This is a genomic window from Streptomyces sp. JK94, assembly GCF_053613315.1.
In genome coordinates, this window is record NZ_JBSICH010000024.1 from 1 (window position 1) to 14,654 (window position 14,654).

General features: G+C 71.2%; 13 protein-coding genes and 2 tRNA genes. 11 read left to right on the plus strand and 4 right to left on the minus strand.

Going from position 1 to position 14,654, the window contains the following annotated elements; all coding sequences use genetic code 11:
* On the minus strand, window positions 1–858 hold an 858-nt coding region (locus tag ACVV2G_RS21190), incomplete at its 3' end, for an IS110 family transposase (protein ID WP_453844320.1).
* 572 nt (window positions 859–1,430) lie between these two features.
* Here ACVV2G_RS21190 and ACVV2G_RS21195 point away from each other — a divergent pair.
* The 3 genes from ACVV2G_RS21195 to ACVV2G_RS21205 all read left to right on the plus strand — a co-directional run bounded on the left by ACVV2G_RS21195 (window position 1,431) and on the right by ACVV2G_RS21205 (window position 3,795).
* On the plus strand, window positions 1,431–2,012 hold the full coding sequence (locus tag ACVV2G_RS21195) for a biotin transporter BioY (RefSeq protein ID WP_453844321.1): 582 nt from the start codon (window positions 1,431–1,433) through the stop codon (window positions 2,010–2,012).
* Window positions 2,013–2,187: 175 nt separating this feature from the next.
* Window positions 2,188–2,673, plus strand: a complete 486-nt coding sequence (locus tag ACVV2G_RS21200; protein WP_453844322.1) for a ribose-5-phosphate isomerase — start codon at window positions 2,188–2,190, stop codon at window positions 2,671–2,673.
* A gap of 291 nt (window positions 2,674–2,964) precedes the next feature.
* On the plus strand, window positions 2,965–3,795 hold the full coding sequence (locus tag ACVV2G_RS21205; RefSeq protein ID WP_453844323.1) for an Fpg/Nei family DNA glycosylase: 831 nt from the start codon (window positions 2,965–2,967) through the stop codon (window positions 3,793–3,795).
* 82 nt (window positions 3,796–3,877) lie between these two features.
* On the opposite strand, the gene ACVV2G_RS21210 is transcribed toward ACVV2G_RS21205, so the two are convergent.
* Window positions 3,878–5,104 (minus strand): GNAT family N-acetyltransferase, encoded by a 1,227-nt coding sequence (locus ACVV2G_RS21210; RefSeq protein ID WP_453844324.1) that lies wholly within the window; start codon window positions 5,102–5,104, stop codon window positions 3,878–3,880.
* A 201-nt stretch (window positions 5,105–5,305) separates the two neighbouring features.
* Here ACVV2G_RS21210 and ACVV2G_RS21215 point away from each other — a divergent pair, with 201 nt between their 5' ends.
* Window positions 5,306–6,496, plus strand: coding sequence for a PP2C family protein-serine/threonine phosphatase (locus ACVV2G_RS21215; RefSeq protein ID WP_453844325.1), 1,191 nt, complete (start codon window positions 5,306–5,308; stop codon window positions 6,494–6,496).
* 96 nt (window positions 6,497–6,592) lie between these two features.
* Window positions 6,593–7,126, plus strand: a complete 534-nt coding sequence (locus ACVV2G_RS21220; RefSeq protein WP_453844449.1) for an HD domain-containing protein — start codon at window positions 6,593–6,595, stop codon at window positions 7,124–7,126.
* Here ACVV2G_RS21220 and ACVV2G_RS21225 read toward each other — a convergent pair.
* A complete protein-coding gene (locus ACVV2G_RS21225) occupies window positions 7,123–8,301 on the minus strand; it encodes an acyltransferase family protein (protein ID WP_453844326.1) in 1,179 nt (392 codons plus the stop codon). The genes ACVV2G_RS21220 and ACVV2G_RS21225 overlap by 4 nt on opposite strands.
* A 664-nt stretch (window positions 8,302–8,965) precedes the next feature.
* On the opposite strand from ACVV2G_RS21225, the gene ACVV2G_RS21230 reads away from it, so the two are divergent.
* Window positions 8,966–9,160, plus strand: a complete 195-nt coding sequence (locus tag ACVV2G_RS21230; RefSeq protein WP_053130833.1) for a hypothetical protein — start codon at window positions 8,966–8,968, stop codon at window positions 9,158–9,160.
* Between the two features lie 347 nt (window positions 9,161–9,507).
* Here ACVV2G_RS21230 and ACVV2G_RS21235 read toward each other — a convergent pair.
* A tRNA-Gly gene (locus tag ACVV2G_RS21235) sits at window positions 9,508–9,581 on the minus strand.
* 160 nt (window positions 9,582–9,741) lie between these two features.
* Here ACVV2G_RS21235 and ACVV2G_RS21240 point away from each other — a divergent pair.
* The 5 genes from ACVV2G_RS21240 to clpX all read left to right on the plus strand — a co-directional run bounded on the left by ACVV2G_RS21240 (window position 9,742) and on the right by clpX (window position 14,650).
* Window positions 9,742–9,818, plus strand: a tRNA-Pro gene (locus ACVV2G_RS21240).
* 192 nt (window positions 9,819–10,010) lie between these two features.
* Window positions 10,011–11,429, plus strand: coding sequence for a trigger factor (gene tig, locus ACVV2G_RS21245; protein ID WP_453844327.1), 1,419 nt, complete (start codon window positions 10,011–10,013; stop codon window positions 11,427–11,429).
* 374 nt (window positions 11,430–11,803) lie between these two features.
* Window positions 11,804–12,409 (plus strand): ATP-dependent Clp protease proteolytic subunit, encoded by a 606-nt coding sequence (locus ACVV2G_RS21250; RefSeq protein ID WP_053142395.1) that lies wholly within the window; start codon window positions 11,804–11,806, stop codon window positions 12,407–12,409.
* Between the two features lie 82 nt (window positions 12,410–12,491).
* A complete protein-coding gene (locus ACVV2G_RS21255; protein WP_453844328.1) occupies window positions 12,492–13,172 on the plus strand; it encodes an ATP-dependent Clp protease proteolytic subunit in 681 nt (226 codons plus the stop codon).
* A 191-nt stretch (window positions 13,173–13,363) separates the two neighbouring features.
* Window positions 13,364–14,650: an ATP-dependent Clp protease ATP-binding subunit ClpX gene (gene clpX / locus ACVV2G_RS21260; RefSeq protein WP_453844450.1), complete on the plus strand. Its 1,287-nt coding sequence runs from the start codon at window positions 13,364–13,366 to the stop codon at window positions 14,648–14,650.
* Window positions 14,651–14,654 lie beyond the last annotated feature (4 nt).

A 14,654-nucleotide genomic window follows, 5' to 3' on the forward strand; every position in this document is an offset into this window, starting at 1 on the left:
GGTCCTGACGCCGACGCCGGGCATCGACGTCAGGACCGGGGAAAGAGGGTGGGCCTCCAGCAGAGTGTTGATCTGGGCTTCCAGAGCCCGGCGCTGGGTGTGCACGGCGGCGAGCGAGGCGGCCAGGGACGGTACGACGATGTCGAGGGTGCCCGTGCCGGGAACGACGACGGTCTGCTCGTCGAGGGCGTCGAAGACGTCGTCGATCAGCCGCTGGGCCATGCGCGGCGCCTTGGGCCGGATCAGTTCGACGAGCCGGCGGCGGCCGGCCTTGCGCAGAGCTTGCGGGGATCCGTAGCGCTCCAGGAGCCAGGTGACGGCCTGGTGGTCGAGGCGGGGGCCCAGGACGCGTTCCAGGCTGGGGTGGAACTGGGTGAGCAGGCCGCGTATCCGGTTGGAAGTGCGGGTGGCCTCGGCGGCGAGGTCCTGGTCGAAGCCGACGAGCACGGTGAGCTCGGAGGTGATCTCGTCGGTGAGTTCCAGGGTGCGCAGGGTGTGCGGCATGGTGCGGGCCGCGTCGGCGATGACCGCGGCGTCCTTGGCGTCGGTTTTGGCCTCGCCCGGGTAGAGGTCGGCGATCCGGCGCATAGCCAGTCCGGGCAGGTAGGCCACCTGGCAGCCCGCGTCCCGGGCCACGGTCAAAGGGAGGGCGCCGATGGAGGCGGGCTGGTCCACGATCACCAGGACGGTGCCGAACTTCGCGGTCAGCTTGTCGAAGACGGCCCGCAGTTTCGGCTCGCTGTTGGGCAGCTGCTTGTCGAAGACCTTCTTCCCGGCCGGGGTGAGCCCGTGGCCGTGATGAGCGGTCTTGCCGACGTCCAGGCCCAGGAACACGCCCACGTCTTCAATGTCGAACATCGCGCCCCTCCCCAAGGGGTGTTGACGGTGCCGGCCTCGGCTCGGGTGTCGTGCTCGCGCATCCACGTTATGCAGACCTGCCGCCCGCAAGCTGCCCGGCATTGCGCCGGACCGGGCGGTGGTCGGACCTCTCATCAGCGTCTCCGACGGCACCTCCCGGACCCGGTGACACCACCCCCCAGGTCATCCGTTCGACAGGGGGCAAAAGTCATGCCGGGCCCGGAGGCCAGCGGCCCTCTTGCAGGACCGCGAAAAAGATAACGGGGCAGGGCAAAAACCCCCACAGTCTCCGGCGCGGCGCCGGCCGGCGACACCGGTTGCCCATGATGTGGACGGTGTCGATACGGAACGTGATCGTCCGAATGCGCAGTTCCGCTTCCGGATGGCGCGGGTGACCCCCGCCTCCCCGCCGCGGTGACCGGTGTCACCCGGAACGAGGTGTATCCCGCGCCCTTTGTCGGGAGCCCACCAAGCCCCCGACCGGGCCTTTGTCGAGCACTGCTGGTGATCGGCCCGCCCCGCTGGGATAGCGTCGCGGTGTCCCGACATGTCCACACCACCGCGGAGTCCCCATGAGCACCGCTGCCGTCCCCGCCCGCTCCGGGCAGGTCCTCGCCGACCTGGTCCCCTCCTCCCGAGTCCGGGATGCCGCACTCGTGGCCGGCGGCGCCGTGCTCACCGGCCTCGCGGCCCAGATCGCGGTGCCCGTTCCGGGCTCCCCGGTCCCGGTGACCGGCCAGACCTTCGCCGCGCTGCTCGTCGGCACCTCGCTCGGCGCGCGCCGCGGCCTCCTCTCGCTCGCGCTGTACGCGCTGGTCGGCATGGCGGGCGTGCCGTGGTTCGCGGAGGGCGGCTCCGGCACCGGCGCCCCGTCCCTCGGCTACGTCTTCGGCATGCTGCTCGCCGTCACCGTCGTGGGTGCCCTGGCCCGCCGCGGCGCCGACCGCTCGGTACTGCGCATGGCCGGCACGATGCTGGTCGGCGAGGCGGTCATCTACGCCGTCGGTGTCCCGTACCTGGCCCTCGCCGCGGACATGTCCCTGACCGCCGCGGTCGCGGCCGGCCTCACCCCCTTCCTGCTCGGCGACGCGCTGAAGGCCGCCCTGGCGATGGGCGTGATGCCCACGGCGTGGAAGCTGGCCGGCCGGCGGTAGGACCGCGACGGCCCTTCCGTGTCCCCGGCGGCCGTCGGCTCCTTCCCCGAGGCGGTGGCCTGTTGAGGAGGAAGAGGAACACGCAGTCCGGGACGTGCTTCTACGGGTTCACTGGGTCTTTTCCGAGCCGGCACCCGGAGCTGTCGCCCCGCGCGGCGCGTGACACACTCGACCCATGCGCGTGTATCTCGGCTCCGACCATGCGGGCTACGAACTCAAGAACCACCTCGTCGAGTGGCTCACAACGGCGGGTCACGAGCCCGTCGACTGCGGCCCGCACCTCTACGACGCCCAGGACGACTACCCGCCCTTCTGCCTCCGCGCCGCCGAGCGGACGGCCGCCGACCCCGACGCCCTCGGCATCGTGATCGGCGGCTCCGGCAACGGCGAGCAGATCGCGGCGAACAAGGTGAAGGGCGTGCGCGCGGCGCTGGCCTGGAGCGAGGAGACGGCGGCCCTGGGCCGTCAGCACAACGACGCCAACGTCGTGGCCGTCGGCGCCCGCATGCACACCCGGGAGGAGGCGACGAAGTTCGTCGAGACCTTCCTCGCCACGCCGTTCTCCGGCGACGAACGCCACATCCGTCGCATCGACATGCTCACGTCCTACGAGGCGACCGGCGACCTCCCGCCCATCCCGCCCCACCACCCGCAGCAGTAGGCCACCGCCTCGCACTCCCCCCGGTGCGCGGGCATCGGAGGAGGGGAGCGGGTCCCGACGGGTGCGCCCCCTCCCACAGATGCGGGCTCCGACGCGCGCAGGCCCGACGGGTGAAGGGCGCCCCCTCCCACAGATGCGGGCTCCGACGCGCGCAGGCCCCGACGGGTGCCGGCCCTCGGCGGCCACAGGAGGGGAGCCCCGCCAGGCCCTGGGGCGGCGCCCCGGAGCAGGCCGGCTTCGAGGCCGCCGCGCCGGGCAGGCGGGCGGGCAGACGCAGGAAGGACGACCCCCGTGCCGGAAGGCCACACGATCCACAGGCTGGCCGAGGACTACGCCGCCGCCTTCGCGGGCACGCCGGTGCGGGCCACCAGCCCCCAGGGCAAGTTCTCCGACGCCGCCGCCCTGGTCACCGGCACCCCCCTCACCCGCACCGAAGCCCACGGCAAGCACCTCTTCCTGGGCTTCCGGGACGCCGAGTGGATCCACATCCACCTCGGCCTCTTCGGCAAGGTCACCTTCGGAGGGGCCCCGGCGCCCCCGCCCACGGACACCGTCCGCCTGCGCCTCGCCGACGACACCGCCTACGTGGACCTCCGCGGCCCCACCACCTGCGCCCTGATCACCGATCCGGAGAAGAAGGCGATACACGACCGCCTCGGCCCCGACCCCCTGCGTCCGGACGCCGACCCCGGTGCCGCGTACCGCCGCGTCTCCCGCAGTCGCACCACCATCGCCGCGCTGCTCATGGACCAGAAGGTCATCGCCGGCGTCGGCAACGTCTACCGCGCCGAGGTCCTCTTCCGGCACGGCATCGACCCGTACCGCCCGGGCAGGGACATCGCCCCCGCCGAGTGGGACGCGATCTGGCGGGACCTGACCGGCCTCATGCGCGAGGGCGTCAGGAACAACCGCATCGACACCGTCCGCCCGGAGCACACCCCCGAGGCCATGGGCCGCCCGCCCCGCGTCGACGACCACGGCGGCGAGGTCTACGTCTACCGCCGGGCCCACCAGCCCTGCCACCTCTGCGGCGACCCGGTCCGCACCGCGGACCTGGCCGCCCGCAACCTCTTCTGGTGCCCGACCTGCCAGCGGAGCCGGAGCCAGGGCCGGCAGCACTAGCGGCAGGGGCAGAGGCAGGAGTGGGCGAGAGGGCAGGGGCCGGGGCTGGGGCTGGGGCTGGATCGGAGCCGGCCACCCGCCGTCAGAACCCGTGCGGCAGCCACGGCGCGACGTCCGAACCGAACCCCACCGACGCCTCCGCCAGCGCCCCCGGCCGCACTTCCCGCACCCGGCCGGCCGCGCCCAGCGAGGTCAGGCGCACGCCCCCGAGGTAGGCCGCCCCCAACTCCCGCACCGACAGCTTGAGATCAGCCGCGTCCGACGTGCGCTCGCAGGCCGCCCCCTTCGCGTCCCCGCTCAGCCGCCAACGCCCCGCGTTCCAGGGGCAGAAGGCGTCCTCCACCTCCAGCACGACGTCCACCGGCGCCTGGTAGGTCCGCGCCGTCAGCGCCGTCCCCACGTCCACCAGCCGTACGTACAACGCGTCCCGCAGCACCGGCCGGCACCGTCGGACGTCCGACACCTGGTGCTGCCACGCCTCGTCGACCGGCCGCCCCCGCACGGCCAGCGTCGAGGTCAGGTCGACGCCGAACAGGAAGCGCCACAGCGCCGCCTCGGTCGCCGGGTCCAGCCCGGCCAGGTCGGCCAGCGCCACCGTGCCCCTGGGCCCCTCGTCCCCCCAGGCCGGCCGCACCCTGAACCGTGCGTACCCCGTGACCTCCCCGTCCCGCCGGGCCACCACGCACTGCAGGGGAGAGGCCCCCTCCCGCCTGCTCTCCGGGTCCAGCAGACCCACCCGCTCCCAGCCGGGCCGGCGGGCCAGCATCCCGGGCCGCCGGGGCACCAGCCGCGCGTACACCGCCTCGCACGCGTCGAGCACGTCCGCGGGCGCCGCGTACCGCAGCCGTACGTCGTCCGTGCCGTCCGGCACGGACAGCCGGACCCGGTCCGTGTCGATCTCCGCGTTGATCTGGAAGGTCGCGGCACCGTACCCGAACCGGCCGTAGATCCCCGGCTCGGAGGCCGTCAGCACGGCCAGCGGCTCGCCCCAGGACCGTACGTCGTCCAGCTGGCGCCGCATCATCGTCCTCAGCACGCCCCGGCGCCGGTGCGTGGCGGCGACGCTCACCATGGTCACGCCCGCCGCGGGCACCTCTGCCCCGCCCGGCACGGTCAGCCGGAAACCGAACGCCGCCGCCGTACCGACGCACTCGCCGTCCTCCCAGGCGCCGACGGAGCGGTCGGCCTCGGTCAGCTCGTCGTACAGCTCCTTCTCCTCCGCCGACTCCGGGACCCCGCTGAAGGCGCGGATCAGCGTCTCGTACCACTCGCTCCACTCGTCCTGCCGCAGCACCCGCAGCTCGGTCATCAGATCGCCGCCGTCCTCGCCCAGGGTCCGTCTCGTGGACCACCATGCGTATCAGGACCGCAGGGGACGGGCGAGGCAATTTCCGCCAGGTTGCGGTGCCGAGGCCGTGCGTGAAGTTCACTGTGAAGTCCGGCCCCGGACGGGGGACAAGTGGGACCTCCCGTGCCATGCGGCCGGTCCGATGGATAGGGTCCCGAACTAATGGCAGCAGGACGGCAGCGGCGTGCGGAAGCCGAGACGTTCACGGCCCGGTGGAAGAAGCAGTGGCACCGGGCCCGCGTCGGCCTGCGCAGATCCGCCGTCGACTACTTCCGCGGCGACGGCTCGGACTGGATCGCCCTGGCCGGACTGCTGCTGATGATCCCCGTGATCGCGGCCACCACGATGGCCAACTCCGTGTGGTGCTCACCGTCCGCGCTGGTCCTGCCGATCGTCGCGGGCGGCCTGCTGCTGCGCCCGGCCAGCCTGCTCGGCCTGTACGCGGCGGCGGCCACGGCGCTGATCGTCGAGTCGGTGCAGCTGGGCCCGTACACCGAGGGCCCCTCCCGGGTCACCCCGGGTGTCGTCCTGGTCGTCGCGGCCTGCGGCTTCTTCGGGCTGCTGGTCGCCCAGTTCCGCAGCCGCGTCGGCGTGCCCTGGCGGCGCGGCGGCACCATGCTCTTCGACCTGCGCGAACGCATCCGGGTCCAGAGCAAGCTGCCGGGGCTGCCGGCGGGCTGGCACCGCGAGATGGCGCTGCGCCCGGCCGGCGGCCAGTCCTTCTCCGGCGACTTCGTGGTCGCGGCCCGCACGAACGGCGGCCGGACCCTGGAGGCGGTCCTCACCGACGTCTCCGGCAAGGGCATGGACGCGGGCTCGCGGGCCCTGCTGCTGTCGGGCGCCTTCGGCGGACTGCTGGGCAGCCTGCCCCCGCACGCCTTCCTGCCGGCCGCCAACGGCTACCTGCTCCGCCAGGACTGGGACGAGGGCTTCGCCACCTCCATCCACCTCGTCCTGGACCTCGACTCCGGCGACTACGAGTTGTACTCCGCCGGGCATCCGCCGGGCCTCCAGCTGAGCGCGGGCACCGGTCGCTGGGAGGAGAAGTCCGCCGAGGGACCGCTGCTGGGCGTGTACGACGGGGCGCAGTTCGACCCCGTGAAGGGCTCGTTGCGTCCCGGGGACGTGCTGATGCTGTTCACGGACGGCCTGGTGGAAACCTCCGACCGCGACATCGCCGAGGGCATCGACCGCCTCACCGGCGAGGCCGACCGCTATGTCGCGGGCGGTTTCCACGGCGCCGCCTGGCACCTGATCGAGGCGGTCGCCAAGGACGTCAACGACGACCGGGCGCTCCTGCTGATCTGCCGGGAGGGCCCGACGGCCCAGAGCCCGGCGACGGCCGCCGGCTGACACACTGGACCCGTGCCCCACACCCCTGCACCCACCGGGAAGCCCCCCTCCCCGCCGCCCGCCGGGGAGCCCTCCTCCGTATCCGCCGGGGAGCCCTTGCGGCCGCTCTCCCTGGCCGACGTCGAGGCGACCGCCCGTGCCGCCCACGCCGGGCAGACCGACAAGGCCGGGCGACCGTACGCCGAACACCTGCGGGCCGTCGCCGAGGGCGTACGGCGGCGCGGTGGCGACGAGGACCAGATCGCGGCGGCCTGGCTGCACGACGCCGTCGAGGACGAAGCGCTGTCCGAGAGCCGGCTGCGCGAGGCCGGGCTGAGCCGCCGTACCGAGGACATCGTGCTCGCCCTCACCAAGCGGGCCGGCGAGCCGCCCGAGGCCTACGCCGCGCGCATCCTCGCCACCCCCGGCGCCCGGCTGGTCAAGGAGGCCGACCTGGCGCACAACGCCGCCCCGGCGCGGCTCGCGGTCCTCGACGAGGCCACCCGCACCCGACTGACCGCGAAGTACACGCGGATGCGCGCACTTCTCGGCCTGGACACCGGTCCGCTCGCCGGTCCGGAAGCCGGGCAGGCCGCCGGACAGGACGCAGGTCCGGATGGCGGTCACGACGAGCCGGCTGCGGAACGCTAGACGGAAACCTTTTCGCCGGCCTCGCTCGGCACGCGTGCCTCGCGCACCTCGCGCACCTCGCGCACCTCGGCCTTCCCCGCCTCCCCACGGTCGCGGGCGGCCTCGCCCGGGTGCCGTTCGACGAAGGCCCAGTCCATCCTCGGCTCCACCACGCACCGCAGGACCCGCTGGACGGGCCCGGTGCACAACACGGTGATGACGGCGGCTCCGAGAACCGTGAGGCCGACCTCGCCGAGCGGCCGGTCGAACACGGGGTGGGAGAACCAGCCGGCGTAGGTGCCCTCCTTCACCAGGAAGCCGTGCAGCAGGTAGCCGAAGATCGTGCCCGCGCCGAGCGCCGTGAACCACATGCGCCGGCCGGGCACCCAGGCGAAGAAGCACGCGGACAGCACCAGCGAGCAACCGAAGAGCGCGAGCGTCAGGACGGGGCCGGCCCACCAGGGAGCGCCCGTGTCCTGCACCGGGGCGTTGCGGTAGAACCAGCCGGTCTCCATGCGCGGCACCGACCACCAGGCGGTGACCACCGCCGCCGCGACCACCGGCACGGACATGATCCGCACCGAGCGGCGCCGCACCATGCGGAAGTGCTCGGGACGGAGCAGCAGGCCCAGCACGAAGCACGGCAGGAACTGCAGCACCCGCTGCATGTTCAGGTCGTCGCCGATCGTGGGCGTCACGGAGGCCAGCGCGGCGATGCCCAGGGCGATCGGCAGCGGCCGGCGGACCGTCTGCCAGATGGGGGTGGTCAGCCGCCAGACGAACAGCGCGCACAGGAACCACAGCAGGTAGGTGGGGTCCAGCAGGCTGATGCCGGCGCTCGGGTCCTCGCTGAGGCGGCGGTGCAGCGAGTAGGCCACCTCGAAGACGAGGTAGGGGACGACGACACCGGTGACCAGTCGTCTGACGCGCTTGGGGCTCAGATCGAAACTGCGCGAGAAGTAGCCGGAGATGATGATGAACGCCGGCATGTGGAACGTGTACAGGACCCGGTACAGGGTCTCCACGGTCCGGTTCCCGTCCAGGATCTGTCCCCAGGCGTGACCGACACCGACCAGGACGATCGCCAGGTACTTGGCGTTGTCGAAGAAGGCGTCGCGCTGCCGGCCCGGCTGCGCCCGCCGGTCCGAGGGGAGTGGCGCCTTCCGGCCGTCGCGCGGTCGCAGCGAGCGCGTCATGCGGCCCCCCGCCGAGAATTCGGCGAGTTGTCACAGGACCTCGCTGCTCTGGTGGGGGACGAGGCAGCGTAGAACATCTGAGGCACCCTAGCGCTCGCCACGGGAATCCGTAAAACCCCCGACGTCATTACCGTATTCACCCCCTGAGCGGCTCGTGAGTACCCCGCATTTCGCGGAACTCGGCCCCTGTGGCCGCGTGGCCGGCGCGGCGGACCCGCACGTCGCCGAGTGCGGAACCGGCCCTGGGAGCACCCCACATGTCATGACTCGTCATGACTGAGCAGCGCATGAACGCGGGAGGTGACTCCACCGGAAGGTCCGCTTCGGAGCGCTCACGGGACCCGTCGGCACCCCTGTGATCTCCCTGTGATGTACCCATCGGTGTACGTTGTGCGGCCATTCGAAATATCTGCGAACGCGTTGTGTGGACATCGAAACGAAGGGGCCGGAATTCCCCGCACGAGTGTCCTGTCGAATTCATGTACGGGGTGCGATGGCGGGGTGCGTCCGCCTGTGCGGGGAACCGCCACTCCCCAGGAACCGACCGGACGATGTGTCACCCGCCGCATGGCGGGGCCCGGTTGGTGGCACGATGGTCCTGGCGGGGGTGTGCGCGGTCATACCTCCGGGCCGGGAGAGGGACCGACCGAGGGCGTGATCAGTTGTGGCCATTTCACTGTCAGTGGTGCTCCTGTTGGCGATCATCCTGGTGGTGTTGCTGCGAGGGGGATCCATCAAGGCGGGCCCGGCGATCGTCGCGGTCCTGTTCGGCTTCTTCCTGGCCTCGACCGGCATGGCCGACGACATCCAGCGGTTCCTGAACTCGATAGCGGACACGATCAACTCGATCCAGTTCTAGCCGGGGCTACCTGCCGCCCGCCGGGGCGTGCCCGCCCCGGCGGGACGCCGGCCGTCGTGCCGCGGCGCCTGTCGGCGTTCGCCCGCCGGCGCTCAAGAGGGCGGACGTGCGCCGTCCGGACGTGCCGACCGGACGGCCCCGCCCAGGGGCCCGGACCCGCGCGTCGTTGCCGCACCACGGACGAGGCCGCGAGGGCCGAGGTCATCGGGAGAACCAGCAGGAGGAAGGGAAGAACCCTCGGGAAGGGCAGGGTGCCCCGCCCCGCACCCGCTCCCGGATCGGGGACCCCCGGAACGCGATCGGGGCCAGGCCGGAGGGATGATCCTCCGGCCTGGCCCCGAGCCGTCTGGAGCGGGCGACGGGAATCGAACCCGCGTAGCTAGTTTGGAAGACTAGGGCTCTACCATTGAGCTACGCCCGCACAGCGCGCGCCACGGGTCGGTGACCGCGGCACTGGAGGCATCCTAGCGGGTCGTCCCCCCTCGCCGCACACCCCTTCCGGTCCGTGCCGCCTTCGCGGGCGCGCGGGAAACGCGGAGGCCCCGGTGCCCGGGGGCATGTACCCTACGTCTCGCACCAGACGGGGTGTGGCGCAGCTTGGTAGCGCGTCCGCTTTGGGAGCGGAAGGCCGTGGGTTCAAATCCCGCCACCCCGACCACCTCGGTCGATCGTCTTGGACGAGTTGGACGAGTACGCGTGATCGCCTTTTGGGCCGTGTAGTCGCTGCCGTTACTATGCAAGCTGCACGCCCGTGTGTCTCAGCGTCTGAAGTCTCCGGGCGGCGAAATTTGCCGGATGCCGTTCTGGCTCCGGCAGAACCCAAGAAGTCAGCCACCAAGGAGACCGAACCGTGAAGAGCGCCGTGGAGACCCTGAACCCGACCCGGGTTCGGCTCACTGTCGAGGTGCCCTTCGAGGAGCTCAAGGACAGCCTCGACGCGGCGTACAAGAAGATCAACCAGCAGGTCACGGTGAAGGGCTTCCGCAAGGGCAAGATCCCGGCCCGGGTCATCGACCAGCGGTTCGGCCGCGGTGCGGTTCTGGAGGAGGCGGTCAACGACGCGCTTCCGAAGTTCTACACCGACGCGGTCAACGAGGCCGAGCTGAACCCGCTCGGCCAGCCCGAGGTCGACATCACGGAGCTGAAGGACGGCGAGACGCTGAACTTCACCGCCGAGGTCGACGTCCGTCCGGCCGTCGAGATCCCGGACTACTCCGGCATCGAGGTCGAGGTCGACGCCGTCGAGGTCAGCGACGAGGACGTCGAGAAGTCGGTCGACCAGCTGCGCGAGCGCTTCGCCTCCACCTCCCCGGTCGAGCGTGCCGCCGAGGACGGTGACGTCGTCACCCTCGACCTGCGGGCCGAGGTCGACGGCGAGGTCCTCGAGGACGGCGTGGCCGACGGTGTCTCGTACACCATCGGCTCCGGCGAGCTGCTGGAAGGTATCGACGACGCCGTGAAGGGCCTGGAGGCCGGTGGCGAGACCACCTTCACCTCCGAGCTCAAGGGCGGCTCGGCGGCCGGCAAGGAGGCCGCGGTCACCGTCAAGGTCACCCAGGTCGCCCAGCGCGAGCTGCCCGAGCTGGACGACGACTTCGCGCAGCTCGCGTCGGAGTTCGACACGCTGGAGGAACTGCGCGCCGACAGCCGCAAGCGCCTCGCCAACATGAAGCAGTACGACCAGGCCACGCAGGCCCAGGAGCGCGTCCTGGACAAGCTGCTCGAGCTGGTCGAGGTCCCGGTCCCCGAGAAGCTCCTCGAGGACGAGGTCAACACCCGCAAGCACAACCTCCAGCACCACCAGCTCGGCCAGATGGGTCTCGACCTCGACAAGTACCTGGAGCTCCAGGGCAAGACCGCCGAGGAGTTCGACACCGAGACCCGTGAGGCCGCGGTCAAGGGCATCAAGACCCAGTTCGTCCTCGACGAGCTGGTCAAGACGGAGAACCTCAACGTCAGCCAGGAGGAGCTCACCGAGCACCTCATGCGCCGCGCGGCCTCCTCCGGCATGTCCCCCGACCAGTTCGCCCAGGCCGTCGTCGAGCAGGGCCAGGTCCCGCTCCTGGTCGGCGAGGTCGCCCGCGGCAAGGCCCTGGCCGTCGTGGTCGAGAAGGCCACGGTCAAGGACACCAACGGCGAGGTCGTCGACCTGGACGACGAGGAGGAGGAGACGGAGGCCGCGGAGGCCGCCGCCGAGTCCACCGAGTCCGGTGACGAGAAGGCCGAGGAGAAGGCCGAAGACAAGAGCGAGGAGAAGACCGAGGGCTGACCCGCCCACGGCACCTTCCGACAGACGTACGACGGGCTCCGGAGCGCTATCGCCCCGGAGCCCGTCAGCGTACGGACGGCAGCGCACCCGGGGCCGCGGGTGGCCGGCGTGGCGAGCCACCGGTACCCGCGCCGCCCGCACCGCCCGTGCGCCCGGACCCCGGCGGCGAGCCGCGTCCCGCTCACCCGGCGGAGCCCTCCGCGCTACGCCCCCGGCGAACACCCGCGGAACCGGGATTGCGCCGCAGGCCCCCCGCGTTAGGGTCCATGAATACGAGGGCAGGGGAGTCCCTGAAAGCGGCTCCAGCCCCGCAGGGAAACGTGAGACGGCCCGGCGCCGTCGTAAGACGAGCAGGTGGATACGTGACGAATCTGATGCCCTCAGCCGCCGGCGAGCCCTCCATCGGTGGCGGCCTCGGCGACCAGGTCTACAACCGGCTGCTCGGCGAGCGGATCATCTTCCTCGGCCAGCCGGTCGACGACGACATTGCCAACAAGATCACCGCACAGCTGCTGCTCCTTGCCGCCGACCCGGACAAGGACATCTTCCTGTACATCAACAGCCCGGGCGGTTCGATCACGGCCGGCATGGCGATCTACGACACCATGCAGTTCATCAAGAACGACGTGGTGACGATCGCGATGGGTCTGGCGGCCTCGATGGGACAGTTCCTGCTCAGCGCGGGCACCCCCGGCAAGCGCTTCGCGCTGCCGAACGCCGAGATCCTGATCCACCAGCCCTCCGCGGGTCTGGCCGGCTCGGCCTCCGACATCAAGATCCACGCCGAGCGCCTGCTGCACACCAAGCGGCGCATGGCCGAGCTCACGGCCCAGCACACCGGCCAGACGATCGAGCAGATCACCCGTGACTCGGACCGCGACCGCTGGTTCGACGCCTTCGAGGCCAAGGAGTACGGCCTCATCGACGACGTGATCCCCACGGCCGCCGGTATGCCGGGCGGTGGCGGTACCGGGGCCTGAGCCCTCTGCGGGCCCCAGCGGGGGCCCCAGCGCGCCCCAGCCAGCCTCAGCCGACCGCCTCAGCCCCTTTCCAGGAGACACTGTGAACGACTTTCCCGGCAGCGGCCTGCACGACCGCGCCCGCGCCGAGTACACCGGCCCCTCGGCCGAGTCCCGCTACGTGATCCCGCGCTTCGTCGAGCGCACCTCCCAGGGCGTTCGCGAGTACGACCCCTACGCGAAGCTCTTCGAGGAGCGCGTGATCTTCCTCGGCGTCCAGATCGACGACGCCTCGGCCAACGACGTCATGGCGCAGCTGCTGTGCCTGGAGTCGATGGACCCCGACCGGGACATCTCGATCTACATCAACAGCCCCGGCGGCTCCTTCACGGCACTCACGGCCATCTACGACACGATGCAGTACGTGAAGCCGGACGTCCAGACGGTCTGCATGGGCCAGGCGGCCTCCGCCGCGGCCGTGCTGCTGGCCGCCGGCACGCCGGGCAAGCGCATGGCGCTGCCCAACGCCCGCGTCCTGATCCACCAGCCGTACAGCGAGACCGGCCGCGGTCAGGTCTCCGACCTGGAGATCGCCGCCAACGAGATCCTGCGGATGCGCTCGCAGCTGGAGGAGATGCTGGCCAAGCACTCCACCACGCCGGTCGAGAAGATCCGCGAGGACATCGAGCGCGACAAGATCCTCACGGCCGAGGACGCGCTGGGCTACGGCCTGATCGACCAGATCATCACCACCCGGAAGATGGACAACTCCTCTCTCCGCTAGGCGGGAGGCTGTATCGTCTGCCGCTCCTTGGCATGGTTTGACGCGGTCCACGTCAAAGGGAACCGTGCCAAGGGGGGCCCGGACGGGGGGCCCGGCAAGGTACCGTCGGACATAAGGCAGCACCAGGAGTCCGCCGGCCGTTGACGTCACGTCGACGGCTGGGCGTCTCCCAGGCGAAGGGGAAGCACACCGTGGCACGCATCGGTGACGGCGGCGATCTGCTCAAGTGCTCGTTCTGCGGGAAGAGCCAGAAGCAGGTCAAGAAGCTCATCGCAGGGCCCGGTGTCTACATCTGCGACGAGTGCATCGATCTCTGCAACGAGATCATCGAGGAAGAACTCGCGGAGACCAGCGAGGTGCGCTGGGAGGAGCTCCCGAAGCCCCGCGAGATCTACGAGTTCCTCGAGGGCTACGTGGTCGGCCAGGAGGCGGCCAAGAAGGCCCTCTCCGTCGCGGTGTACAACCACTACAAGCGGGTCCAGGCAGGCGAGAACGGCGGCGCCCAGGGCCGCGAGGACGCCATCGAGCTGGCGAAGTCCAACATCCTGCTGCTGGGCCCCACCGGCTCCGGCAAGACCCTCCTCGCGCAGACCCTGGCCCGCATGCTGAACGTCCCCTTCGCGATCGCCGACGCCACGGCGCTCACGGAGGCGGGGTACGTCGGCGAGGACGTCGAGAACATCCTGCTGAAGCTGATCCAGGCCGCGGACTACGACGTCAAGAAGGCCGAGACCGGGATCATCTACATCGACGAGATCGACAAGGTCGCCCGGAAGAGCGAGAACCCGTCGATCACGCGTGACGTCAGCGGTGAGGGCGTCCAGCAGGCCCTGCTGAAGATCCTGGAGGGCACCACGGCCTCGGTCCCGCCCCAGGGCGGCCGCAAGCACCCGCACCAGGAGTTCATCCAGATCGACACGACGAACGTGCTGTTCATCGTGGGCGGGGCCTTCTCGGGCCTGGAGAAGATCATCGAGGGCCGGGCCGGCGCCAAGGGCATCGGCTTCGGCGCGCAGATCCGCTCCAAGCGGGAGATCGAGTCCAAGGACCAGTTCGAGCAGGTCATGCCCGAGGACCTGGTCAAGTTCGGCATGATCCCCGAGTTCATCGGCCGTCTCCCGGTCATCACCTCGGTCCACAACCTCGACCGCGAGGCCCTGCTCCAGATCCTGGTCGAGCCGCGCAACGCCCTCGTCAAGCAGTACGAGCGCCTCTTCGAACTCGACGGCGTCGAGCTGGACTTCGAGCGCGAGGCGCTGGAGGCCATCGCAGACCAGGCGATCCTCCGCCAGACCGGCGCGCGCGGCCTGCGCGCCATCATGGAGGAAGTCCTCCAGGGCGTGATGTACGAGGTCCCGTCCCGCAAGGACGTCGCCCGCGTCGTCATCACGGCCGACGTGGTCCTCTCCAACGTCAACCCGACGCTGATCCCGCGGGACTCGCGGGGCCGGGGCCCGGGGGAGCAGAAGACGGCGTAGCCGT